Below are 26,019 nucleotides of genomic sequence, written 5' to 3'. Positions count from 1 at the left end.
ACTAATGCTTGATTTTAAACCGAATATACGTAATTGGTTTGTTTTGTTCTAAATATTGCGATTCGTAGAACGTTTGAATGCTTGTAACTTCTTCTGGACTGCCTTCTTGTTTATACACATTATGATTGGCATAAAGCACCTCATGTCCCGCTCCATGCAGTAATCCAAGTGTATACCCGTGCATAAATTCACTATCGGTTTTCAGATTAACAACCCCTTCGGTTTTTAATATTTTTTTATAGCGTTTTAGAAATGCTTCATTAGTCATCCTATGCTTAGTCCGCTTATATTTTATTTGTGGATCTGGAAAAGTTATCCAAATTTCATCTACTTCGTTTTCTGCAAAAGCATGGTCTATGAGTTCTATTTGAGTTCTTAGGAAAGCAACATTTGAAATTCCTTCTTCAATGGCCGTTTTAGCACCTCTCCAAAAACGCGCACCTTTAATATCTATTCCTATAAAATTTTTATTCGGATATTTTTTTGCCAACGCTACAGAGTATTCTCCTTTTCCACAACCTAATTCTAAAACTAAAGGGTTTTCATTTTTAAATACTGATGTTCTCCAATGACCTTTTAAATCGTAATTACCAGCAACCAACTCTTCTCTTGTTGGTTGAAATACGTTTGAAAAGGTTTCGTTTTCTTTAAATCTTCTGAGTTTATTTTTGCTTCCCACTATATATTTAAAATTTTGGTAAAATTAAGGAAATATACGGGAGTGTTTATATGCTTATCTTTGATTTTACTGAAAACTTGCGTGAGGCTTGCAATGACATCATTTTTTAATTTAATTAATGCTATAAATTGAATAAAAATAGTGTAGAAAGTTTGATTTTTGTAATGCAAAATACACGCCCTAAATTATTTATAAAATGAACACCATTAAAAAATTCGATACCATTCAAAAAATTATTCTTGACAAATAACATCTGATCTTTAAAAATAAGAAACAAAACAGATGAAAAAACGAATTTTAGTTGCACCTTTAAACTGGGGCTTAGGACATGCCACAAGAAGTATTCCTATTATTTATGAATTGATAAAATATGGTTTCGAACCCATTATTGCTAGTGATGGCACTGCTTTAACACTTTTACAGAAAGAATTCCCTTGCCTTTCATCTATAGAATTACCTTCTTACAATGTTACGTATGCTAAAAAGGGAAAGCTTTTTAAATTAAAGATGATTAAGGATTCTCCTAAACTTCTTAAAGCGATTAAAGCCGAGAAAAAAACAACTAAATCTATTATAGAAACCCATAATATCAAAGGCATTATTTCTGATAATCGGTTGGGTGTTTATAGTAAAAAAGTGCCCTCGGTTTTTATAACACATCAATTAAATGTTTTAACAGGAAGTACAACATGGTTAAGTACTAAAATGCATCAAAAAATTATAAAGAAATTTGATGTATGCTGGGTTCCTGATACTATAGAAGACATTAATTTAAGTGGCAAACTTGGACACATCATGTCATTTGATATTCCGTTAGAGTATATTGGTCCTTTAAGTAGGTTTCAAAATAAGGGTTACAAAATTCAAAACGATTTAATGGTGTTGCTTTCTGGACCTGAACCACAACGTACATTCCTTGAAGAAAAACTTTTTTCAGAATTAAAGAATTATACTGGAAAAGTAATTTTTGTAAAAGGTATTATGGAAAAAGAACAAACTATACAGATTATGGGGAATATGACCGTTTATAATTTTATGACGTCACATTTACTGGAAAAAACTATTAACCAAAGTGCATTAATTATATCAAGATCTGGATATACTACCATTATGGATTTAGCAAAACTGAATAAAAAAGCTTTTTTTATACCTACACCAGGTCAGTTTGAACAGGAATATTTAGCAAAAAGATTAACGGATTTAAAGTTAGTCCCGAGTTGCAAACAAGAGGATTTCACATTAAATAAATTAGAGAGTATGTCTTCCTTTAAAGGATTAAAATCTTTTGATTACAGTGTAGATTTCAAGAATTTATTCAACCTTTTCGAGTGTGAATGAAAACTCACTACCTACCCCAAATTCGCTTTCTACATATATTTTTTCGTTATGCGCTTCTATAATATGTTTTACTATAGAAAGCCCTAACCCCGAGCCTCCTTCTTTACGAGATCCGCTTTTATTAATTCTATAAAAACGTTCGAATAAACGAGGTAAATGTACATTCTCAATACCTTCTCCATTATCTGTAACACGAACGATAACCTTGTTTTTTATTAAGTTTTCAATACTAACTTCCGTAGTTCCTTTATCTCTACCATATTTTAAAGAATTTACAATTAAGTTTGCTAAAACTTGCTGTACGCGTTCTTTATCTGCCTTTACCAACACCTGATTGTTATAATCTGTATCAAAAGTAAGCGTAATTCTTTTTTTGCTGGCTTTCATCTCCAACATTTCGAATACATTTTCAACCAACTCTACAATATCAAATTCTTCTATATTTAAACTTAAATCGCCAACCTCTAATTTGGTTATCATATCTAAATCTTTAATAATATAACCTAATCGCTCAATGCCTTTACTGGCTCTTTCTAAATACTTTTCTCGTATTTTCTCATCATTCATAGCGCCATCTAGCAACGTAAGGATGTATCCTTGTACCGTAAACAAAGGGGTTTTTAATTCATGAGATACATTTCCCAAAAACTCTTTCCTATACTTTTCACGATCTTTTAAAGTTTCGATTTCGATTTTTTTATCACGAGCGAATTTATCAATCTCCTGAGTAAGTGTTCGCATATCTGTAGTAATGGCTCCTTTATTTATGTTAGCCGACTCTAAAAGTGTTAAATCGTCATATATTTTCTTAACACGTTTATATATAAATTGCTCTACACTAAATTGAATTATTACAAAAGAAAAAGCATAAACACTTACTAAAAAAATAAGCATATAATACCACTTAAACACATCTAAATAATATAAAAAAACACTCACTAAGAGTGTTGTATATAATGATATAAAAAATGATGTCTTTACCGAAAACCTGTATGATCTTTTAAATTTGGTCTGCATTATTCTACAAACTTGTAGCCTACTCCTTTTATTGTTTTAAAACTATTATCTCCTAATTTTTCTCTTAATTTACGAATGTGTACATCGATTGTTCTACCACCAACAACAACTTCGTTTCCCCAAACTGCATCAAGAATTTCATCTCTTTTAAAAACCTTTCCTGGTTTTGAAGCTAATAAAGATAGTAATTCAAATTCTTTTCTTGGTAAAATAATTTCTTCCCCTTTAGAAATAATTTTATACTCATCTCTATTTATTTCCAAACTCCCTATTTTAACAGTATCGGCAATATCTTCCTCTTTAAAACGTCTTAAAAGCGCCTTCACTTTACTAACCAACACTTTAGGTTTTATTGGTTTAGTGATATAGTCGTCTGCACCAGCATCAAAACCTGCAACTTGAGAGTAATCTTCTCCTCTTGCTGTTAAAAAAGTAATGATACTATTTTTTAAATCTGGGTTTTTCCGAATTAATTCACAAGCTTCAATACCATCCATTTCAGGCATCATTACATCTAAAATAATTAATTGTGGTTGTTCCTTTTTTGCTTTTTTAACACCTTCAGCACCATTCTCTGCAGTAATAACTTTATAACCTTCATTTGACAGGTTATATCCAACTATCTCTAAAATATCTGGCTCATCATCCACTAAAAGTATCTTAATATCATTCTTTTTCATACTTAAACAACAAATTATATTTATTTCTTAAAGTAAAGATAAAACTAATAATACGGTTTTATTGGTATTCCAAAATTAATAACATTAAAGTAACAACCAAGTTACAGTAATTTAAACTTTCGACCAAATAACTAAATCTTTAACAATTTTTTGGCATCACTTTTGCTGTTATTTATTACCTTTATAATGTCGAAAAGAACGTATGAAAAAAAACTACTTATTCATTTTATTATTAGTATTAACATTTACAACTGCGCAATTTGGCTTTGCTCAAAACAATGTTAACACACCTCCTGTACCGCAAGATATAGAAGGTTTATCTATATATCCAAACCCTTCTACAAGCGGTAGAACATACATATATATAACATCAAAATACAATTTAACCAAGAAAATTGAATTCTTTAATGTTTTAGGAAAGAAAGTTTATTCTATCGTACTAACAGGTAAAGAATTAAATATTTCAAATTTAAATAAAGGTGTTTATATTTTAAAAATTACTGAAAACAAAATTAGCGAAACAAGAAAGTTAGTGATTAAGTAAAATCACAATTCATAAATAAAAAAAGCGTTACCAATGGTAACGCTTTTTTTATTTTATACTTTTGTCTTCTAATAAAAAATTCTTGAATTTTGTATTTACCTCACCCAGAACTGACAAAAAAGGCAGTTCTGACCTCTCCTTCGGAGAGGTGAATTGGAAACTCCGCCCCAAGGGTCGGAGAGTTTTTAGATTTTAATTATGATCGACACTAATTCCATTTTCAATATTAATAATCAAACTGAGTTTGAAGGTTTGGCTTTACAAATTTTTAAATTCCAATTTGAAAACAATAGCGTTTATCGTTCTTTTTGTGATTTATTATATAAACATCCTAGCGATGTAAAAACTATAAAAGATATTCCTTTTTTACCTATTCAGTTCTTTAAATCTCATAAAATACTGAGTACTAAAGACACCATTAAAACAACGTTCTCTAGTTCTGGTACTACTGGTAATATAACGAGTAAACATTATATAACAGATTTAGACATTTACAATCAAAGCTTTACCAAAGGGTTTCAGCAATCCTACGGAAACATTGAAGACTATGTCATTCTTGCATTATTACCTTCTTATTTAGAGCGTAAAGGCTCTTCATTAATATATATGGTGGATGCTATGATTAAACAATCAAAATATGCTGAAAGTGGATTTTATTTAGATAATTATTCTGACTTAAAAGACACATTAATAGCATTAGATTCCCAAGGAAAAAAGATATTATTAATAGGTGTTTCTTTTGCGTTATTAGACCTCGTTGAAGCTTATCAATTCGACTTGAGTAATACGATTATCATGGAAACTGGTGGTATGAAAGGGAGAAGAAAAGAGCTTATTAGAGAGGCTCTACATACAAAATTAAAAACAGGTTTTGGAGTAGACGCAATACATAGCGAATATGGGATGACCGAACTTTTAAGTCAAGGCTATTCTAAAGGGCATGGTGTTTTTAATTACCCTAACTGGATGCGTATTTTAACACGCGATACAGAAGACCCACTCTCTATACAATCATTAGGGAAAACTGGAGGAATAAACGTTATTGATTTAGCTAACATAAATTCCTGCTCCTTTATTGCTACTCAAGATCTAGGTCGCGTTAATGATAATGGAACATTTGAGGTTATCGGTCGTTTTGATAATTCAGATATTCGAGGGTGTAATCTTATGGTAATCTAATCATTAAGATAAACCCAGAAAGACAAATTAAATTTTTATGTAAGTTTTTTAAAATAAATACGACAAAATTACCAGCTAAGAAAAAGGAAAATTTTTAGTTTTTAGTTGGTTGGTTAAAACAAAGCCTGATTTTAAGATCAGGCTTTGTTATTTTAGGAAAACTACTGCTAATTAGTAAATCCTTTTATATCTCTCTTCAAGCAAAAATCCCTTTTAGAAAAGTTTTCATCCGTTAAAAGTAAATTTTATTTCATATTATTTATAGCAACGGCATTCATTGCTAAGACCAAAAACCTGTAAAAAGAGTAGCTTATTGACTTTATACACCAATAAGCTATTAATATTTAAACACTTTTAAAACACCATTATGTAGTAAAAACAACATTTTATTTACTTTCCTTTAACGAAATATTTATGCTGGAATCCTAAGTTTACTTTAATATAAACCAAATTATTATGAAAACAAAAACAACACATTTTACCAGCATTTTATTATTAACATCTATCGTTTTAGTCCTGTTTTCTTGCAGTACAGATAGCATAGAAAATTCCGAAATTCCAGAAACAACAATAACAAAAGAAGAGACTAAAGCTTCAAATGCAATACAAAAGGTAGTTATATACACCGATGAAGCTATTGCACAAGAGTATGCTCCTCAATTTTTTCAGGATGTTGATACTACTGATGGTCTGTGTAGTAACCAATCCAAAAGTGGCTCTGCAGATTGGATAGCAGCGGTTGATTATGATGGTGACTGGAACACTTCTAACAACTGGGACAACATGGTTTCTGGTAGAAATTCTGGACAGCTAATACCTTATGTTTATTATTATGTAACTTACACAGCAACACATTTTTTCATTCTGTATAGTGTGTACCACCCTAGAGATTGGACAGATGTCTTATTTTTATGTTCTCTAGATTCTCATGAAAACGATATGGAAGCTGTATTAATTGCTGCAGAAAGAAACGCTGATGGTAGTTTTGGAAGCATTATAAATGCTCAGACTATTTGGCATTCGGATATTTACGATTATACTAATAGTGAATTATTAATAACATCTAATACTTCTGAGTTCTTTATTGAAGCCAAAGGACATGGTATTAGAAAAATGAACGGTTCGTCAGACAAGGATGGTTCGTATATCGAGTATTATCATGATAGCGCCCCAGCTGTTACTCCAGACAAAGATTCTAATAATTTGCCTCAAACTGTACATTATAATTTACTTGCTTTGGAAAGCACGTTGTGGCTTCAACGCAACAATCCTTTAACTATAACTGGTACAGCTCTTGTAGGTGACAATGGCAACGGAAGCAATAAAGCTAGTACGCCTTGGGGATGGGAGAATGGTGTGCTTTGTAAAAACCCTGCACAATATTTAAAAGACAAATATAATTGGACTAATTTTTCTACAAATTATATTAGTGATACTCCAATACAGTAGTTAAACTAAACATTCATACTCATTTTTAGCAAAATTGCCTTTTTGAAAAATCAAAAAGGCAATTTTTATTTAATGAGGTGATTTAACCGTTAAGAGTCCATCAAATTTTATTTGATGCGTAAAACAAAATAGTTTTTCTTTCCGCGTTGCAACAAAACAAACTTATTATTTATTAAGTCTTTATTGGTTATTTTATAATCGTCCTTTACTTTTTCTTTATTTACAGAAATAGAATTCTCTTTAAGTGCTCTTCTTGCTTCACCGTTAGATTTTAAAAACCCACCTTTTTCTGCTAAAGCTGCGATAATATCTATGCCGTTGTCAATGTCCGATTGAGTTACTTCTGTTTGTGGCACACCATCAAATACATCTAAAAAAGTTTGTTCGTTTAGCGCTTTTAAATCATCACTAGTAGATTTCCCAAAAAGAATGTCACTCGCTTTTATAGCATTTTCTAAATCTCCTTTAGAGTGCACCATCATTGTAATCTCTTCTGCTAAACGCTTCTGTAAAACACGTAAATGCGGTGCCTCGTTATGCGTTTCAATGAGAGTATTAATGTCTTCTTTGTTTAAAAAAGTAAAAATCTTAATATATTTTTCAGCATCTGCATCACTAGAGTTTAACCAATATTGATAGAATTTATATGGCGATGTTCTATTGGCATCTAACCACACATTTCCACCTTCAGATTTCCCGAATTTAGAACCATCAGACTTTGTAATTAACGGACAGGTTATAGCAAACCCTTTTCCACTGGCTATTCTTCTAATTAATTCGGTTCCTGTTGTAATATTGCCCCATTGATCGCTTCCTCCCATTTGTATGGAGCAATCATTTTCTTTAAATAAATGAAGAAAATCATACCCTTGAACTAATTGATATGTAAACTCTGTAAAGCTCATCCCTTCAGACGACTCTGATGAAATTCTATTTTTTACAGAATCTTTAGCCATCATATAGTTTACAGTAATATGCTTCCCAACATCACGAATAAATTCAAGAAATGAAAAGTCTTTCATCCAATCGTAATTATTCACTAAAAGCGCTGCGTTTTCGGCATCACTTTCAAAATCTAAAAAATGTGATAATTGGTTTTTAATAGCATCTTGATTATGGCGTAATGTTTTTTCATCTAGCAAATTACGTTCATTCGATTTACCAGATGGGTCACCAATCATTCCTGTTGCCCCACCAACCAAAGCTAAAGGTCTGTGTCCACAACGTTGATAATGCGCTAAAAGCATAATAGGCACCAAGTTTCCTATATGTAAAGAATCTGCTGTAGGATCAAACCCCACATAAGCACTACGCATGCTTTCCATTAGGTGTTCTTCCGCTCCTGGCATTACGGTATGTATCATACCTCTCCACGTTAATTCCTCAACAAAGTTCTTTATCATTATTCTTGAATTTTTACAAAACTATGCAAAGATAAAAATCAATGCATAATTACTTTAGTATTATGAATAATTCTTTACTTTAGTTGCATGATTTTAGTAACAGGAAGTACAGGCTTAGTTGGTTCTCATTTACTTTATAAGCTTGCTAGCAATAACGAGAAAGTTAGAGCTATCTACAGAACAGAACACAAACTTGCCAATGTAAGGTCTGTTTTTGCTACTTATACTTCTAATTACGAGTCTCTTTTTAAAACTATTGAATGGGTAAAGGCAGATCTTTTAGATATTCCTTCATTATCTGAAGCTTTTATTGGGGTTACTCATGTGTATCATTGTGCTGCATTCGTCTCTTTTGACCCAGATAAATATCAAATCCTACGAAAAACGAATATTGAAGGAACCGCAAATATTGTAAATCTGTGTATATCATATGCTATTAGTAAACTTTGCTATGTAAGTTCTATTGCTACTTTAGGGAAGACTATTAATAACGAAGACATTACAGAAGACACTATTTGGAACCCTGAGGATGATAATAGTGTGTATGCTATCACAAAATATGGTGCCGAAATGGAAGTTTGGCGCGCTACTCAAGAAGGTCTTGATGTTGTGATTGTTAACCCTGGTGTTATTCTAGGCGCTGGTATTTGGCATTATGGAACTGGGAGTTTATTTAAGAAAGCACATAAGGGATTAAAATATTACACCTCTGGAACAATTGCTCTTATAGCTATCGAAGATGTCGTTTCTATTATGATAACTCTTATTAACAGCGATATTATAAATGAACGTTTTGTATTAGTTGCCGAGCATTGGACTTATAAACAATTTTTACAAGCTTTATCCAAGTCGGTTCATGCGAAACTTCCAGAAAAAATGGCTAGTGGTTGGTTATTACAATTAGTATGGAAATTGGATTGGCTAAAAACCAAACTAACTGGCAAACGAAGACAGTTAACAAGACACCTGGCTATATCCTTATCAACAGAAACCAAGTACAGTAGTCATAAAATTAAGGAGACCTTAAATTACAAGTTTAAACCTATTGATGAAACTATAGCTACTATTGGTGATCTTTATCTGAAATAGGGGCAATTAGCCTTCCTTTTTCTTCGAGTATATCTTGTATTAATGTATCGGCTAGTGTATCCTTTGTTTTAAGTAATTCTATAGAATCTTTAACTTTTAATAATCCTAAGGAATCCATGTCTTTAAATACCACCTTAAGGGAATCTATTATTCTTTTTTCTTCAAACACCTTTTGTATTAATGTTTCGACTAATGTATCTTTTATTTTAAGTAGTCCTACAGAATCTTTAACTTTTAATAATCCTAAGGAATCCATCTCTTTAAATACCAATTTAAGAGAATCTATTCTTCTTTTTTCTTTCTCTATTCTTACGATTTCTGCCTCTTTCTTAAATTTAACCAGAAGCGTATCTAGGCTATCTTTAACCTTAAGGTAAATTTCTTCGTAGTCTTTTATATAAAATGAATAGTACGCATTGCTTAAAGCAAACTGCAAACTATCAATATTGTGTTTTCTATAAACGTATGAGTTTAATTTAACACCATGATCTAATATGACTTTTCTGTTTACAGAATTAGAACTAATAGATGCTACTATCTTAGCGTCAATTAAAATCTCAACCATTTTATCCTTAGATATTAAATTATCAGGTTTCTTTGGTTTATCTAAATCATAGCAAGCCGAAGCAACTATAATAATACCTAGATATATGGCAAGTCGTTTCAAAATCATCTATTAAAAGTTAATCGTTGAGCAGCTTTCACATCGCTGAATTTAGAATTTTGATACACTAAACTACCGTTTAAAAATGTATGTGTAATTCTAGATTTAAAGGTTGCTCCTTCAAAAGGAGACCACTCACATTTATATAAAATGTTATCTTTATTTACGGTCCATGGGTTATTTAAATCCACTAATACTAAATCTGCAAAATAGCCTTCTTTAATAAAACCTCTTCTTGCAATTTGAAATAAAATTGCGGGGTTATGGCACATCTTTTCAACCACCTTTTCTATAGAAATTTTACCTTTATGATACATTTCTAACATAGCTGGTAATGCATGCTGTACTAACGGTCCCCCAGATGGTGCTTTAGTATAAACGTTTTTCTTTTCCTCTAAAGTATGTGGCGCATGGTCTGTAGCTATAACATCTATTCTATCATCTAATAAAGCTTCCCATAATTGCGTTCTGTCTTCTTTTGTTTTTACCGCTGGATTCCACTTTATCAACGTGCCCTTTTTATCATAATCTTCATCACTAAACCACAAATGGTGGATACAAACTTCTGAAGTAATTCGTTTTTCTTTTAAAGGAATTTTATTACTAAATAAATTTGTTTCTTTTCCTGTTGAAAGATGAAATACATGTAACCTCGCTCCTGTTTTTTTTGCTAATTCTATGGCTTTGGAAGATGATAAATAACATGCGTCTTCACTCCTTATAACTGGATGGTATTTAACAGGAATATCGTCTCCAAACGTTTCAATATGCTCTTGAAAATTCTTTTTTATAGTGCCTTCATCTTCACAATGAACAGATATAAGCATATTGGTACTTTTAAAGATTTTCTCAAGTACGGCCACATCATCAACCAGCATATTACCTGTTGAAGATCCTAAAAATAATTTTAGTCCTGCTGCCTGATTTATATCTAATTTTAAAATTTCTTCTAAATTATCATTGGTTCCGCCAAACATAAACGAATAATTAGCGGATGATGTTTTTGAAGCGATCTCAAATTTCTCTTCTAACTTCTCAATAGTAGTTGTTTGAGGGTTGGTATTTGGCATTTCAATAAAAGAAGTAATCCCTCCAGCTATAGCTGCTTTAGATTCTGTTTCTATATTACCTTTATGAGTTAATCCTGGCTCTCTAAAGTGCACTTGATCATCAATAACACCAGGCAATAAATATTTTCCTTCAGCATCTACAACGTGTACATCGGCAGATTTAACACTTATTGAATTACTTATTTCTTTAATGTATTCGCCTTCTATTAGTATATCGCCATTAAAAACAACTCCTTCATTTACAATATTCGCATTTTTAATAAGTGTTGATTTCATATAAATTTTATTTTTTAAAAATACTTTTAAGCTTCATAGATATCACTCCAAAAATAGCTTCAGAAATAATACCTGAGCTTAATTTTGATTCTCCTTTTGTTCTATCGGTAAAAATAACTGGCACTTCAATAATCTTAAACTTCTTTAAATAAGTTTTAAATTTCATTTCAATTTGAAATGCATAACCAATAAATTTTATAGTGTCTAAATTAATCGTCTCAAGCACTTGTCGTTTATAACAAACATAACCCGCTGTGGTATCATGAATTTTCATACCTGTAATAATACGCACATATTTTGATGCACAATAAGACATAAGAACTCGATTCATTGGCCAGTTAACCACATTTACACCTGTTACATATCTTGAACCAATAGATAAATCTGCTCCATCAACATGACAAGCATTATGTAACTTTATTAAATCGCTTGGATTATGTGAGAAATCGGCATCCATTTCAAAAATATACTTATATGCCTTAGCCAAACACCATTTAAAGCCGTAAATATAGGCAGTTCCTAGCCCCGATTTTTCTTTTCTTCTTTCTAAAAATAACCTGTCGGGAAAATCGGTTTGAAGTTCTTTTACTTTTAAAGCTGTTAAATCTGGCGAATTATCGTCTACAATAAGGATATGAATACTATCCGATTGAAGGAACACCGCCCTTATAATAGCTTCAATATTTTCTATCTCATTATATGTTGGAATGATAACAACCGTATCTTTCATTCTCTAATTTTGTTAAAAAACTTTTTAATTTTTAGCAAATGTACATTAATAACCGTTTATTTTTTTGAAGTGGTTTAAACTTTTTTGATTGAAGCAAAAAATAGTTGTTTTATCGTCAATTAAAGCATTTTTTTTGTAATTCATAGTAGTTCTATGGAACAATAAAAAGGCAAAAATTGAGTGAAAAAGAGCATTTTGTAGCCAATTGAAAAAAAGTTTAAACCACTTCTTTAAATATTCCTTAATAATTATAAGCGTCGTGTTAATAATTATAATAATTTTATGGCATGCTTCGGGAGACTATATCAAATGAATTATTTACAATTTTATTAGTTGCAGGACTACTTATTGTAGCTATCGCAAAATTGACTTCTCAAAAGCGGTTTGATGAGTTTATATCTCTTTTGGGAAATTCTAAATACCTTAAAATTTATTCTAGAGATCAAAAATTCTTCGACAATTTTGATGCCTTACTATTTGGAAATTTAATCCTTTCCTTATCCGTTTTCACCTTTATTGCTTACCAACACATAACAGATGGCAAGCTTTTATCTATAGATGCCTTATTTAAAATAGGGTTTAGCATTGGCGTTTTAATTTTAATAAAGGTTCTTATCGAACGCCTATTTGGGAGTCTTTTTGGAATTGACAAACTAATGGACGAATATCTTTTTCAGAAAATTAGCTATAAAAATTACTTAGGTATTTTATTGCTCCCTATAAACGCTTTACTATTATTTAGCTTTAATCCTTCTTTACCAATTATATATATAATCATCATTTTAATGCTAATTGTTAATATTATTGGGCTTATTACTTCTTTTAAAACGCATCAAAATTTAATAAAACACAATTACTTTTATTTTATTTTGTATCTTTGCACTCTCGAAATCTCACCTTATATTATTTTATACAAGGTGTTTTTTACCAATTAAATAGAACCAACTACTTGCGTGTATGAAAGTAAAAACAATTTTAGTATCTCAACCAGAACCTAAAATAGAAAACTCACCCTACTTTGATTTACAAGATAAGCTAAAGGTTAAAATAGATTTCAGACCTTTTATTCATGTAGAGGGCGTATCTGCAAAAGACATTAGACAACAAAAAGTAGATTTAAATAACTACACTGCTATTATTTTAACTAGTAGAAACGCTGTAGATCATTTTTTTAGAATTGCAGAAGACATGCGATTTAAAGTTCCAGATAGTATGAAATATTTTTGTCAGTCTGAAGCTGTTGCATACTATCTTCAAAAATATGTGGTATATAGAAAGCGTAAAATTTATGTTGGTAAACGTACGTTTTCAGAATTATCGCCATTAATTAAGAAGTATAAAGAAGAAACATTCTTATTACCGAATACAGATAAAGTAAAACCAGAAGTTCCTTCCACTTTAGACGCCTTAGGTGTTAATTGGAAACAAGCCACTTTTTACAAAACAGTGGTTAGCGACTTATCCGATTTAGCTAATGTGTATTATGATGTTTTAGTGTTTTTTAGTCCTTCTGGGATAGAATCTTTATTTCATAACTTTCCAGATTTCAAACAAAACGAAACACGAATTGCTGTTTTTGGAAATACAACAATAAAGGCTGTAGAAGATAAAGGCTTACGAGTAGACATTGCCGCTCCAACACCTGAAACGCCATCAATGACAATGGCTTTACAGAAATATATTGATAAAGTTAATAAAGGAAAGTAAACCTTATATCATAGAAGTAGTTTAAACTACTTACTTCATAAACAAAAAGGGATGATTTTTTCAAATCATCCCTTTTTGTATTTAGATTCCCGTTTTATTCATTATATAATAATAAATTCATGAATCTTACGATTTCACGGAAATAACAATTTAAATAAAAACCTCGGGGCTAAACCTAAAGGTATTCTTTTAAACTAAAACGCATAACGTTGCGGACCGCCACGTCTTATTTCCTCATTACAATGAGCCTCGAATTTTTTAAAGTTCTCACGAAATGCATTGGTTAATTTAAAAGCTGTTTTATAATAATTTTCATCATCATTCCAAGTCGCTCTAGGACTTAAAACGCTTGTTGGTACGCCTGGACATTCTCTAGGTTGTGCCACTCCAAAAACAGAATGTATATGGTAGTCATCATAATTATACAACCCAAGCTCTCCGTTTAATACTGCATTAATCATGGCACGTGTATATTTTAATTTCATCCTTGTACCAATACCGTAAGGACCGCCAGTCCATCCTGTATTTACCAACCACACATTAACACCAGAATCTTTCATTTTTTCACTTAACATCTCGGCATATTTAGCTGGGTGCAAAGGCATAAATGGTGCACCAAAACATGCAGAAAAGGATGGTTGTGGTTCTACAACGCCTGCTTCTGTTCCTGCTACTTTTGCGGTATATCCAGAAATAAAGTGATATGCTGCCTGACTAGGTGTTAACTTTGATATTGGAGGCAATACTCCAAAAGCATCTGCTGTTAAAAAGAAAATATTTTTTGGGTTCTTTCCTATAGAAGGAATTTGGATGTTTTCAATATGATTAATCGGATAACTAACTCTTGTGTTTTGAGTAATAGAAGTATCCTCAAAATTTACATGCCCATCTGTATCTAAAATAACATTTTCCAGAATAGCGCCTTTTTTAATAGCATCATATATTTCTGGCTCGTTATCTCTCGAAAGGTTAATAACCTTAGCATAACAGCCTCCTTCAAAATTAAACACCGAATTTTCTGCAGTCCAACCATGTTCATCATCTCCAATTAAACTTCTATTTGGATCTGTAGATAATGTTGTTTTTCCTGTACCTGATAATCCGAAGAAAATAGCTGTATCACCATCTTTACCAACATTAGCACTACAATGCATTGGTAATGTGTTTTTAAATACTGGAAGTATAAAATTAAGAGCAGAAAAAATGCCTTTTTTAATTTCACCTGTATATCCTGTACCACCAATTAAAGCTATCTTTTTAGAAAAATTTAAAATAGCAAAATTATGTTGGCGCGTACCATCTTTTTCGGGATCTGCCATAAAACCAGGAGCATTGACTACCGTCCACTCGGGATCAAAATCTTTTAACGCATCCTCTGTTGGACGCAAAAACATATTATAGGCAAATTGATTGCTCCAAGGATATTCATTAATAATACGAATATTTAATTTATAATCTACATCTGCACAGGCGAGGCTATCTCTTACAAAAAGCTCCTTATTAGATAAATAATCTACAACCTTATTATATAGGGCATCAAACTTATCAGGATCAAACGGAATATTAATATCTCCCCACCAAACTCGGTCTTTCGTTATAGCATCTTTAACAATAAACCTATCTTTTGGAGAGCGCCCTGTAAACTCACCTGTGTTAACTGCTAAAGCTCCAGATGAAGCTTCTAAACCTTGCCCTTTTTCAATAGCAATATCATGAAGTTGTTCTGGAGAAAGTTGATACTTTACATTGGCATTTTTTATTCCGTATGTTTCCAACGAAATCGTTTTCGTGACTTGATTGTAATTTACCATAATTTGTTATAAAATTATTTATTGTGCAAAATTAAGACAATTATTTCAAACTATTTATTATTAATTATCGTTTTTAGGTTCATTTTTTAAGAAATTCATAATTAGAAACCCCCATGCTAAAATTAGAAGTAATCCGCCGATTGGAGTTGCAAAACCAATAGTTTTGAAATTAAAAGTTGTTAACAAGTTTGTTGCTAATCCGTAAATAGATCCTGAGAATAAAATGATTCCTATTACAATTAAATAGTATAAGATTTTCTTCTTTTTTTGTTGAATGTATGTAGTGCTACCTATAAATAGTAGTAAAATAGCATGATACATCTGGTATCTTACCCCAGTTTCAAAAGTTTGTTGAGCTTCAACAGTCATTATTTTTTTTAGCGCATGTGCTCCAAATGCTCCTAAAATGACAGCCAATATTCCAAAAATTGATGCTGTAATTAATATTTTTTTGTTCATAATATGTATTTAATCAAGGCTATTAAAAACTATTGTATTTATTAAATTCGTTATCACAAAACTAATTAACTATTCTCATTATGCGAAAAATTTTAGTCATTGGTTCAGGAAAATCAACTTCTAGTCTTCTAAAATACTTATTAGATAAATCGACTGCCGAAAATCTTTTTATTACAGTTGGTGATTTAAACCTTAATGCTGCAAAAAAACTAACTGGCAATCATCAAAATACTAAGGCCATATTGTTAGATGTTTTCGATGATACATCTCGCACCGATGCTATAAAAGATGCAGATATTGTTATATCTATGCTTCCTGCCCGTTTTCATATAGAGGTTGCTAAAGATTGTGTTTTGTTTGGAAAGCATATGGTTACAGCATCTTATGTCAGTCCAGAAATGCAAGCTTTAGATGCCGATGCGAAAGCCAAAGGACTTATACTAATGAATGAAATTGGTGTAGATCCAGGTATAGATCATATGAGTGCGATGCAAGTTTTAGACCGTATTCGCAATAATGGCGGGAAAGTCATCTTGTTTGAATCGTTTACTGGTGGGTTAGTAGCGCCCGAAAGTGATACTAACTTATGGAATTATAAGTTTACCTGGAACCCCAGAAATGTAGTCACTGCGGGACAAGGTGGCGCTGCAAAATTTTTACAAGAAGGCACTTATAAATACATTCCCTATCATCATTTGTTTAGACGCACCGAATTTCTAGACATTGATGGTTTTGGACGTTTTGAAGCCTATGCAAATAGAGACTCTCTAAAATATCAAAGTGTTTATGGACTCAATAACGTTAAGACTTTATATAGAGGAACTATGAGGCGTGTTGGTTTTAGTCGTGCATGGAATATTTTCGTTATGCTAGGAATGACAGATGACAGTTATACTATAGACGGTAGCGAAACTATGAGTTATCGCGATTTTATAAATGCTTTTTTAACCTATAGCCCTACAGATTCTGTAGAATTAAAATTAAGACATGCGCTAAAAATTGATCAGGATGATATTGTGTGGGATAAACTTACGGAGCTCGACATTTTTAATGCTGATAAAAAAGTAGGTCTTAAAAAAGCAACCCCTGCACAAATACTCCAAAAAATACTTATGGACAGTTGGACTCTTGATCCCCATGATAAAGATATGATTGTAATGTATCATAAGTTCGGTTACGAAAAAGATGGAAAAAAACATCAAATAGATGCTAGTATGGTCGTTTTGGGAGAAGATCAAACCTATACAGCTATGGCAAAAACGGTAGGCTTGCCAGTTGCTATAGCTACACTTGCCATTCTAAATAAAAAAATCACCTCTCCTGGTGTTCAAATTCCTATCAATAAAGAAGTTTACGAACCTATTTTAAAAGAACTGGAATCTTTTGGTGTTACATTTCACGAAAAGGAAATACCTTATTTAGGTTATAATCCTTTGAATAATTAAGCTGAGTTCGGTTTTTATTTTGTTTATAACCATTAATACATATACATGTCTGGTCGAGGTTTTCGAATCAGCTAAAAATAGACTAGTCGAGACCTGTTAAAGGTATTGAAATTAACAACCTCTAGACTGCGCTCAAGGAGCTACGGTGTACCCACATCTTTTTTAAGTTATTTTCCCTACAAACTCTAAGCTATATAAACTAATACAGCAAACTAAACCCTGAGCATAAAACGATAATTAAGACACGAATTGCACAAATTTACACGAATAGAATCTCAATGTCGTTGAAATCTCTATACCTAACATTAACACGAATCAGACTTTCAGTCTGTCATAATACTTATACAGGTTTGAAATCTGCCGGTAGGCAGGAAAATTCGTGAAATTCGTGTCTACCTTTTTATATAGTATATTTTTTAAGCATATCTATAATATTAATATTTGTGGGTACACTGTAGGCTCAAGGAGACAAGTAACATATATTTATCTAACTAATAATAGTTTATTAATATTATTGGCCTCACACCTTTGGCTTTTATTAAAATGTAAAGCTTTTATATGCTTCATGGTTTCAATTTGAAATCAAATACCTATTTTTATGTTTTAAAATTCAACTAATGAAATCTAAAATCAAACCTATAATAATAGATGGTATTGATAAAAAAATCCTCCGTGCCTTAACATCAGATGCTAGAACGCCCATTTTAGAGATTGCAAGAAATGTTGGTATTTCTGGTGCTGCTATTCATCAACGTCTACGAAAATTAGAAAAATCTAAACTTATTTCTGGATCACAATTTATTATCAATCCAAAAGTGTTAGGCTATTCTACCATGGCTTTTGTTGGTATTTACCTTGAAAAAGCGGTAAACAATGAGGATGTTATTAGAGCTTTAAAGAAAGTTCCCGAAGTTTTAGAATGTCATTATACTACTGGCAACTGGAATATTTTTATAAAAATACTAGCTTACAATAATAACCACTTAATGCAATTATTAAATAATAAAATTCAAAGTATCGTGGGGGTTTTAAGAACAGAATCTATTATTTCTTTAGATCAACAAATTGATAGGCAAATACGGATATAGGGCGTGTTAGTGTCGACAAAAAAGACGTAAGACCGCTTTGCTATATGACGTAAGATTTAAGGATTTTTTTAACTCACTGACTAAAAAACGGATATACCAATTCAGTGTAGAGCTTCTCACTCTAATAAATGACATTAAAAAAGAAAAATCCCAAAACAAGAATGTTTGGGATTTTAGAATTTTATTTTTGGAATTTAAGATGCCTTTCTTCAAAGGAATTTATGACATCTTCATTAACCAAGAGCGTACATCTACTTCTTCTTTAATGATATTTCTTAAATCTTCTATTTTAACACGTTGCTGTTCCATAGTATCTCTGTGTCTAATGGTAACCATATTATCTTCTAAAGTATCATGATCTACAGTGATACAAAATGGTGTTCCGTTGGCATCTTGCCTTCTGTAACGTCTTCCCACGGCATCTTTTTCATCATAAATAACATTAAAATCCCATTTTAATTCGTCTACAATCTTACGAGCAACCTCTGGTAAGCCATCTTTTTTAACCAATGGTAAAATAGCCGCTTTTACTGGTGCTAAAACACTTGGTAGTTTAAAAACAGTACGTGTTGTTCCGTTTTCTAAGGCTTCTTCTTGCAATGAATTAGAAAATACAGCTAAAAACATTCTGTCTAAACCGATAGAGGTTTCTAAAACGTATGGTGTATAACTGGCGTTATCTTCATGGTCAAAATACTGTAGTTTTTTTCCAGAGTGCTCTTCATGCGCTTTTAAATCGAAATCTGTACGTGAATGAATACCTTCTAATTCTTTAAAACCAAATGGGAATTTAAATTCAATATCGGAAGCTGCATCCGCGTAATGTGCTAATTTCTCATGATCGTGAAAACGATAATTATCTGCTCCCATACCTAAAGACAAATGCCATTTCATTCGGTGTTCTTTCCAATGCTTATACCATTTTTTTTGAGTCCCTGGTTTTATAAAAAACTGCATCTCCATTTGCTCAAACTCACGCATTCTAAAAATAAATTGTCTTGCTACAATTTCATTCCTAAAGGCTTTTCCTGTTTGTGCGATTCCGAATGGAATCTTCATACGTCCTGTTTTCTGAACGTTTAAAAAATTCACAAAAATACCTTGAGCTGTTTCTGGGCGTAAATATAAATCCATCGCAGACTCTGCAGAAGCACCTAGTTTGGTGCCAAACATGAGGTTAAACTGCTTAACATCTGTCCAGTTTTTACTTCCTGTTAAAGGATCAGCAATTTCTAACTCTTCAATAAGGGCTTTAACATCAGCCAAATCTTCACTTTCCAAAGATTTTGCCATCCGCGAAAGCGTTGTCTTTATTTTTTCTTGATAACCTAAAACACGTCCGTTCGTAGAAACAAATTCTTCTTTGTTAAAAGATTCCCCAAAACGCTTTGCTGCTTTGGCAACCTCTTTATTAATTTTTGCTTCAATCTTAGCACAATAGTCTTCAACTAAAACATCGGCGCGATATCTTTTTTTAGAATCTTTGTTATCAATTAATGGATCGTTAAAAGCATCTACGTGCCCTGAAGCTTTCCAAGTGGTTGGATGCATAAAAATAGCAGCGTCTATACCTACAATATTTTCATTCATTTGAACCATCGCTTTCCACCAGTAATCGCGTATGTTCTTCTTTAACTCTGCACCATTCTGTGCATAGTCGTAAACCGCACTTAATCCATCATATATTTCGCTACTTTGAAACACGTAACCGTACTCTTTCGCATGCGAAATAACCTTCTTAAATTTATCGTCTTGATTTGCCATGGTGCAAAAATAAAAAACCGCTTGAAACAAAGGGAGTTGTTTACTAAAAAAAACAATGTATATGCATTTTTTTTAGCTACGATGTCTTATTGCTTTTAAATAAGCATTGTTAATGGTTTAAAACTGAGGTTATGGTCTCTTGGTTAGAGCTTAAATCTAGAGTTAGTATAAAGTTAATATATTAATCAAACCATTTCTTTAATCGTCTTTTACTTCTATCAAAAGCAGTTCTTTCCCAAACAATCTGAAAGCCATTCCAAAAAACTCTTATCTGTTCACCATCATCTTTATAAATGACAAATTTAACATCTTCAAATTCTATATAAACGTTGTTAACGTCATTATCACTAGACAAATACTTTTTATTATCATCTTGGACTTTATCTATTCTCTTAAATAAATCTTGGGCTTCTTTTAAAGGAATATACCTAAATCCATAGGCATCCTTTAATTCTCCATTTGCATCTGTATTTGGTCCAAAAAATGCAAGAAGCAGACCTTTTTCATTTAGTTCATTACAATTAAAAGCAATTGAAACTAAACTTGAACTATCATCTGAAGCTAAACTTTCAGTTTCAAATCGAATATCTTTTCCGTTTGTTCTACCTATTATATTATTAATGATATATTCTTTAGATCTAAATTGTGCTATTTCCTTAGCAATAGCTTTTTTGTCAGATTCAATTGTAATGAAGGTTATTGCAGATAACCCTGTAGCTTCAGGAGTGTTTTGAGTATAGGTTTTATTACATATTAATAATAAGGTAATACTAAATAGTGCAAGCTTTTTCATAAATAGGTTAGTTTATAGTGTATTATCAAATCTACAAATTATAAAACTATTCTTGAAAAGTTTTTTTATGATATGGATATTGAGGTCTGGTGAAGGCTATAAAATTGTAATTTAAAGATATTACACAAATCACAACTATATAAATATGAAATGGTTACACAGAAAACAGATTTAATATTCTCAATAAAAAATTTTCTTTTATGTTTATTAAAAAGGAATATTACTGTAGTATGTGAATAATTTTCTTATAAAAAAAACAACTTATCGTTTGTTTACATCCAATTCTTACTTATATTGTAGGAAAATATCCATTTAGATAGAGACGTTTTTATATTATAATTTATATTACTATACCCCATGAAGAATAAAAATTCCAACTTGTATGTTGTTGGTATTGGTGCTTCGGCAGGAGGTTTGGATGCTATACAAACTCTGTTTGATCACATACCTAACAACACTGGGATGACTTTTATAATTATTCAACACCTCTCGCCTGACTTTAAAAGTTTAATGCCCGAATTACTTAGTAAGCATACAGATATGCCTATCTACACAGCAGAAGATAAACAGGTTATTAAGCCCAACTGCATTTATTTTAACCAAAGAAACAAAAACCTTCATATAAAAGGCAAGAAACTTTATTTGTTAAATAAAGGGCCAAAACACAATTTAAACTTACCCATAGATATTTTTTTTCACACTTTGGGGGAAGAGTTTAAAGAAAAGGCTATTGGTGTAATTCTATCTGGTACAGGATCTGATGGCTCTAGAGGCATACGTACTATTAAAGAAGGTAGTGGTACTATTATAGTTCAAGACCCAATTTCTGCACAGTTTGATGGGATGCCTAATTCTGCTATAGGAACTAATATAGCAGACTATATTCTAAATCCAGAAAAAATTGCCAGGTTGTTTTGCAAAATACCTGCAAACAAAAAATTAATATCTAAAGATTTTAATATTAATTCGTCTGACGAGACTTTAATAAATAATATTTTAACTATTGTTTATAAATTTTCTGGAATAGATTTTAGAGAGTACAAAAAAAACACACTTATACGTAGACTAGAAAAACGTATGAACATAAACAATATAGAGCATCTATTTGATTATGTCACATTTTTGTCTAGCAATTTAGATGAAAAGCAAACTTTAAAAGAAGATTTTTTAATAGGTGTAACACGTTTTTTTAGAGATACAGAAGCTTTCAGTAATCTTAAAGATAAAGTAATCCCAGATATATGCAAGTCCAAAAATAAATCTGAAACAGTTCGGATATGGGTAGCAGGTTGTTCTACAGGCGAAGAAGTGTATTCCATCGCTATTCTAATTGATGATTACATTAGAACACACCAATTAAATCTTGATTATAAAATATTTGCAACAGATATTAACCCAAAGGCATTAACTGTTGCAGGCATTGGCATGTATCATATTAATATTGTTAACGAAATAGAGAAACCTTACCTGGATCAATATTTCTTAAAGACTGGAGATAAAATTCAAATTATAAAACGCGTTAGAGAAAAAATAGTGTTTTCTAATCATAATCTTATTAAAGATCCTCCTTTTATAAGAATGGATCTTATTTCTTGCAGAAATTTACTTATTTATTTTGATAATAAAATTCAAAAGAAAGTCATGTTTAGCTTTCAGTTTGCATTAAATCAATTCTCTTATTTATTTTTAGGAAATAGCGAATCTCTAGGTGAAACTGCAAAATATTTTAAAACTATTGATGTTAAATGGAAAATTTATCAAAACGTATCCACTACAAGACAAATTCCCTCTCAAAATAGTAATCTTGAAAGAATTTCGTCAATAACTTATAAAAACACGACATTACCTATAAATACTCCTCAATTTAAAACAAAAGAAGATCCTGTATCAATATTTCATAAATACTTAAGTAAAAAGTTTAGTCCTGCATCAATTTTTATAGATAAAAACTTTAATATTCTTTATATAAAAGGTGATGCTGGCAAACGTTTATCTCATAACGAAGGGATTTTTCAAAACAATTTATTAAAAATTGTAAATCCAGATATTGCGGCAGTAATAAGAAGTGGTATTAGAAGAATTGAAAACAAAAAGCAAGATATTATTATTAAGGGGGTTGTAAATAAATCTAACGAAAAAAACTTTTCTTTTGATTTAAAATTTCATATGCCTGATTTTGATGATGAGTTAAATGGATGCTACTTAATAGAATTCGCTAATGATAAAGTTCTAGAATATGAAGAACCTTTAATCATAAATAATATTGATGTTGATGAAGTTTCTAACCAACGCTTGGAAGATCTTGAAACGGAGCTTAAGGTTGTTAAAACTGAATTACAAAATGCTATTGAAGAGTTAGAAACCAGTAATGAAGAGCTTCAATCTTCTAATGAAGAGTTAATGGCATCTAACGAAGAGCTTCAAAGTACCAACGAAGAACTTCAATCTGTAAATGAAGAGTTGTATACCGTAAACTCTGAAATGCAGGAAAAAAACAAAGAGCTCACCAACCTAAGTAATGATGTTACAAATCTTCTTGATAATACAGAGATTGCAACTGTTTTTTTAGATACAGATTTACGTATTAGAAAGTTTACTCCAGCACTAAAAGAAGTGTTTAATTTACATGAATTAGATCTTGGCAGACCCCTTTCTAGCTTTACTTCTAACTTTGAAGAAGACATAAGGGCTTCAATAATTGAAAACTCAAAATTAGTTCTTGAAAAATTAATTGTTGTAGAAAAACAAGTAAAAGACAAGGACAATAACTTTTATCTTAAGAGAATAAGCCCATTTATTACAACCGATAAAGTTATTAATGGTGTCGTTATTACATTAAATAACATAAACAAACTTAAAGAAACAGAAAAGGAACTTGCTGAAAAAGACAAAAAGTACCAGAAACTATTCGAAAGTCTAAATGAAGGCTTTATTCACGCTAAAATTATTACTGACAAAAATGATACTCCTATAGATTGGGAATATATTGATGTAAATCCGTCCTATGAAAAAATATTAGGTATAAATGCAGAAAACCTAATCGGAAAAAAAATCTCTGAAATCTTACCAGGTTTAAAAAAAGATCCTAATAATTGGATACAATTATATAGTGAAGTTGCATTAACAGGCAAAGATCAAACCATAGAAAGTTATGTATCAGACCTTGGTAAGTATTTTGTTGTGAATGCTTTTAGCCCGAGAAAAGGTGAGTTTGCGGGTACTATTTTAGATGTTACTGAAGAAAAGAAAAATAAAATAGCACTCAGTAAAAGTGAAATAGAACTAAAACGCATACAGGAAATAACACATGTAGGTAGTTGGTATATGGATATAGCTACTAACGAGGTTACATGGACTTTACAACTTTATAAAATTTATGGATTTAATCCTAAATTACCACCACCGCCATTCACAGAGCATGAAAAATTGTTCACAAAAGATAGTTGGAAATTATTGTCTTCTTCAGTAAAAAAAGCCATAACCGAAGGTACTCCTTATGATATGGAATTGAATATAATTAAGCAAAATGGCGAATTTGGTTGGTTGTGGGCACAAGGCGAAGCAGTTAGAAATGGTGATGGTGAAATTATTGGATTAAGAGGGGCTACTCAAGATATAACTCAGCAAAAATTTATTGAAGAAGAGCTTATAAAAGCAAAAAAGGACGCAGAAGCAGCAAATATTCATAAGAATTATTTTTTGGCCAATATGAGCCACGAAATTAGAACGCCTATGAATAGTGTTCTGGGGTTCTCAGAATTACTTAAAAATAATTATCTTAATCAAAAAGACAGGTTAAAATATCTAGAGATTATCGATAGCAATTCTAAACAACTTTTAAATTTAATTGATGATATTATTGACGTAGCCAAAATAGAGTCGAACGAAATAAAAATGATTTATAAAGAATGTCATATACCTAAACTTATAAATCATTTAGAAATTTCATATAACGAATTAAAAAAATCTAAAGACAAAGACAACATTATTTTTAAAACATCTATACCAGATGAATATAAAGATTTAATAATTATTACAGATCCACAAAGGTTACAACAAGTTCTATCTAATCTTCTAAATAATGCACTAAAGTTTTCTGAAAAAGGAAAAATTTCTTTTGGGTTTGAAGTTGAACAAGGGTATTTGAAATTCTTTGTAAAAGATCAAGGCATAGGTATTGAAAAAGATAAACAGGTTGAAATATTTGAGCGATTTAAACAAATTAATTATGAAAATAATGCTAAATACGGAGGCACTGGACTAGGTTTAGCTATTTGTAGAGGAATCATAACACTTTTAGGGGGGTATATTACTGTAAGTTCAAAATATAAAGTTGGTACTTTATTTGAGTTTACTATACCTTTAAAATCAACAAAAGAAAATAAGAAAACTATAAAAATTGAAGCTCCTAATTCTGAAGATTTCTTAAAGAATAAAACTATTCTAATAGCAGAAGATGATTCTTTAATACGACTTTTATTTCAAATTGTATTAAAAAATACTGGAGCAAAAATTCTTTTTGCAGAAACAGGAAAAGTTGCTGTAAACACCTATAAGAACAACTCAAATATTGATATCATATTATTAGACATAAGAATGCCAGAAATGAACGGGATTACTGCCATGGATAAAATTTTAAAAATGAACCCTGAGGCAAAAGTAATTATGCAAACAGCATATGCTATGCCTGAAGAAAAAGAAAAATGCTATAATAAAGGTTGCGTGGATTTTTTATCTAAACCCGTAATAAAAGATGAATTGTTCAGCACCCTTAACAAATGGCTTAATTAAAATTTATACTTAAGTAATCGAATATAAAACTATCTGCTTTTAC

Annotated in this window: 21 protein-coding genes; 10 read left to right on the top strand and 11 right to left on the bottom strand. The window is 31.1% G+C overall.

Annotated elements, in window-relative coordinates:
* Position 1 precedes the first annotated feature (1 nt).
* A complete protein-coding gene (gene trmB / locus Q4Q40_RS01935; RefSeq protein ID WP_303299988.1) occupies positions 2 to 679 on the bottom strand; it encodes a tRNA (guanosine(46)-N7)-methyltransferase TrmB in 678 nt (225 codons plus the stop codon).
* A gap of 282 nt (positions 680 to 961) precedes the next feature.
* On the opposite strand from trmB, the gene Q4Q40_RS01930 reads away from it, so the two are divergent.
* The gene (locus tag Q4Q40_RS01930; RefSeq protein WP_303299987.1) at positions 962 to 2,017 is read left to right on the top strand and encodes a glycosyltransferase; all 1,056 of its coding nucleotides are present in this window, start codon (positions 962 to 964) and stop codon (positions 2,015 to 2,017) included.
* Here the strand turns inward: Q4Q40_RS01930 and Q4Q40_RS01925 are convergent.
* Both Q4Q40_RS01925 and Q4Q40_RS01920 read right to left on the bottom strand, forming a co-directional pair.
* Positions 1,991 to 3,034 carry a sensor histidine kinase gene (locus Q4Q40_RS01925; RefSeq protein ID WP_303299986.1) on the bottom strand — a complete coding sequence of 348 codons (1,044 nt, stop codon included), beginning with the start codon at positions 3,032 to 3,034 and terminating at the stop codon, positions 1,991 to 1,993. The two genes, Q4Q40_RS01930 and Q4Q40_RS01925, sit on opposite strands and share 27 nt — an antisense overlap.
* Complete coding sequence (locus tag Q4Q40_RS01920; RefSeq protein ID WP_303299985.1) at positions 3,034 to 3,714, bottom strand: response regulator transcription factor; 681 nt, start codon at positions 3,712 to 3,714, stop codon at positions 3,034 to 3,036. The genes Q4Q40_RS01925 and Q4Q40_RS01920 overlap by 1 nt, the downstream gene beginning before the upstream one ends.
* A gap of 202 nt (positions 3,715 to 3,916) precedes the next feature.
* Here Q4Q40_RS01920 and Q4Q40_RS01915 point away from each other — a divergent pair, with 202 nt between their 5' ends.
* The 3 genes from Q4Q40_RS01915 (at position 3,917) to Q4Q40_RS01905 (ending at position 6,886) form a co-directional block, all read left to right on the top strand.
* Positions 3,917 to 4,258, top strand: coding sequence for a T9SS type A sorting domain-containing protein (locus Q4Q40_RS01915; protein WP_303299984.1), 342 nt, complete (start codon positions 3,917 to 3,919; stop codon positions 4,256 to 4,258).
* 198 nt (positions 4,259 to 4,456) lie between these two features.
* Complete coding sequence (locus tag Q4Q40_RS01910) at positions 4,457 to 5,437, top strand: LuxE/PaaK family acyltransferase (protein WP_303299983.1); 981 nt, start codon at positions 4,457 to 4,459, stop codon at positions 5,435 to 5,437.
* Positions 5,438 to 5,893: 456 nt separating this feature from the next.
* Positions 5,894 to 6,886, top strand: coding sequence for a hypothetical protein (locus Q4Q40_RS01905; RefSeq protein WP_303299982.1), 993 nt, complete (start codon positions 5,894 to 5,896; stop codon positions 6,884 to 6,886).
* A 107-nt stretch (positions 6,887 to 6,993) separates the two neighbouring features.
* Here Q4Q40_RS01905 and tyrS read toward each other — a convergent pair whose 3' ends face one another.
* Positions 6,994 to 8,289 (bottom strand): tyrosine--tRNA ligase, encoded by a 1,296-nt coding sequence (gene tyrS, locus Q4Q40_RS01900; protein WP_303299981.1) that lies wholly within the window; start codon positions 8,287 to 8,289, stop codon positions 6,994 to 6,996.
* Between the two features lie 87 nt (positions 8,290 to 8,376).
* On the opposite strand from tyrS, the gene Q4Q40_RS01895 reads away from it, so the two are divergent.
* A complete protein-coding gene (locus tag Q4Q40_RS01895) occupies positions 8,377 to 9,378 on the top strand; it encodes an NAD-dependent epimerase/dehydratase family protein (RefSeq protein ID WP_303299980.1) in 1,002 nt (333 codons plus the stop codon).
* Here the strand turns inward: Q4Q40_RS01895 and Q4Q40_RS01890 are convergent.
* From Q4Q40_RS01890 to Q4Q40_RS01880, 3 genes are read right to left on the bottom strand one after another with little or no spacing between them, the layout of a single operon-like run.
* On the bottom strand, positions 9,353 to 10,045 hold the full coding sequence (locus Q4Q40_RS01890; RefSeq protein ID WP_303299979.1) for a DUF4296 domain-containing protein: 693 nt from the start codon (positions 10,043 to 10,045) through the stop codon (positions 9,353 to 9,355). The two genes, Q4Q40_RS01895 and Q4Q40_RS01890, sit on opposite strands and share 26 nt — an antisense overlap.
* Before the next feature lie 2 nt (positions 10,046 to 10,047).
* Entirely contained in the window at positions 10,048 to 11,388 is a 1,341-nt protein-coding gene (locus tag Q4Q40_RS01885; RefSeq protein ID WP_303299978.1) for a dihydroorotase, read from the bottom strand.
* A gap of 7 nt (positions 11,389 to 11,395) precedes the next feature.
* Complete coding sequence (locus tag Q4Q40_RS01880) at positions 11,396 to 12,118, bottom strand: polyprenol monophosphomannose synthase (RefSeq protein ID WP_303299977.1); 723 nt, start codon at positions 12,116 to 12,118, stop codon at positions 11,396 to 11,398.
* Positions 12,119 to 12,405: 287 nt separating this feature from the next.
* On the opposite strand from Q4Q40_RS01880, the gene Q4Q40_RS01875 reads away from it, so the two are divergent.
* A complete protein-coding gene (locus tag Q4Q40_RS01875) occupies positions 12,406 to 13,053 on the top strand; it encodes a DUF4271 domain-containing protein (protein WP_303299976.1) in 648 nt (215 codons plus the stop codon).
* Positions 13,054 to 13,075: 22 nt separating this feature from the next.
* Positions 13,076 to 13,825, top strand: a complete 750-nt coding sequence (locus Q4Q40_RS01870; RefSeq protein ID WP_303299975.1) for a uroporphyrinogen-III synthase — start codon at positions 13,076 to 13,078, stop codon at positions 13,823 to 13,825.
* 194 nt (positions 13,826 to 14,019) lie between these two features.
* Here the strand turns inward: Q4Q40_RS01870 and pckA are convergent, their stop codons facing one another.
* Both pckA and Q4Q40_RS01860 read right to left on the bottom strand, forming a co-directional pair.
* Positions 14,020 to 15,636, bottom strand: coding sequence for a phosphoenolpyruvate carboxykinase (ATP) (gene pckA, locus Q4Q40_RS01865; protein ID WP_303299974.1), 1,617 nt, complete (start codon positions 15,634 to 15,636; stop codon positions 14,020 to 14,022).
* A 60-nt stretch (positions 15,637 to 15,696) separates the two neighbouring features.
* A complete protein-coding gene (locus tag Q4Q40_RS01860; RefSeq protein WP_303299973.1) occupies positions 15,697 to 16,095 on the bottom strand; it encodes a DUF423 domain-containing protein in 399 nt (132 codons plus the stop codon).
* 80 nt (positions 16,096 to 16,175) lie between these two features.
* Here Q4Q40_RS01860 and Q4Q40_RS01855 point away from each other — a divergent pair, with 80 nt between their 5' ends.
* Positions 16,176 to 17,540: a saccharopine dehydrogenase family protein gene (locus Q4Q40_RS01855; protein WP_303299972.1), complete on the top strand. Its 1,365-nt coding sequence runs from the start codon at positions 16,176 to 16,178 to the stop codon at positions 17,538 to 17,540.
* Between the two features lie 617 nt (positions 17,541 to 18,157).
* The gene (locus Q4Q40_RS01850; RefSeq protein WP_303299971.1) at positions 18,158 to 18,628 is read left to right on the top strand and encodes an Lrp/AsnC family transcriptional regulator; all 471 of its coding nucleotides are present in this window, start codon (positions 18,158 to 18,160) and stop codon (positions 18,626 to 18,628) included.
* Between the two features lie 219 nt (positions 18,629 to 18,847).
* Here Q4Q40_RS01850 and Q4Q40_RS01845 read toward each other — a convergent pair whose 3' ends face one another.
* Together Q4Q40_RS01845 and Q4Q40_RS01840 are read right to left on the bottom strand one after the other, a co-directional pair.
* Positions 18,848 to 20,392, bottom strand: coding sequence for a glycine--tRNA ligase (locus Q4Q40_RS01845; protein WP_303299970.1), 1,545 nt, complete (start codon positions 20,390 to 20,392; stop codon positions 18,848 to 18,850).
* 181 nt (positions 20,393 to 20,573) lie between these two features.
* Positions 20,574 to 21,185: a hypothetical protein gene (locus Q4Q40_RS01840; RefSeq protein ID WP_303299969.1), complete on the bottom strand. Its 612-nt coding sequence runs from the start codon at positions 21,183 to 21,185 to the stop codon at positions 20,574 to 20,576.
* Positions 21,186 to 21,542: 357 nt separating this feature from the next.
* Here Q4Q40_RS01840 and Q4Q40_RS01835 point away from each other — a divergent pair, with 357 nt between their 5' ends.
* Positions 21,543 to 25,976 (top strand): chemotaxis protein CheB, encoded by a 4,434-nt coding sequence (locus tag Q4Q40_RS01835; protein ID WP_303299968.1) that lies wholly within the window; start codon positions 21,543 to 21,545, stop codon positions 25,974 to 25,976.
* Positions 25,977 to 26,019 lie beyond the last annotated feature (43 nt).

The sequence above is a fragment of the Flavivirga jejuensis genome, assembly GCF_030540765.1.
Lineage (GTDB): Bacteria > Bacteroidota > Bacteroidia > Flavobacteriales > Flavobacteriaceae > Flavivirga > Flavivirga jejuensis.
The sequence above is the reverse complement of the archived record's forward strand: the minus strand, read 5'-3'. Positions and strand labels throughout refer to the sequence as shown.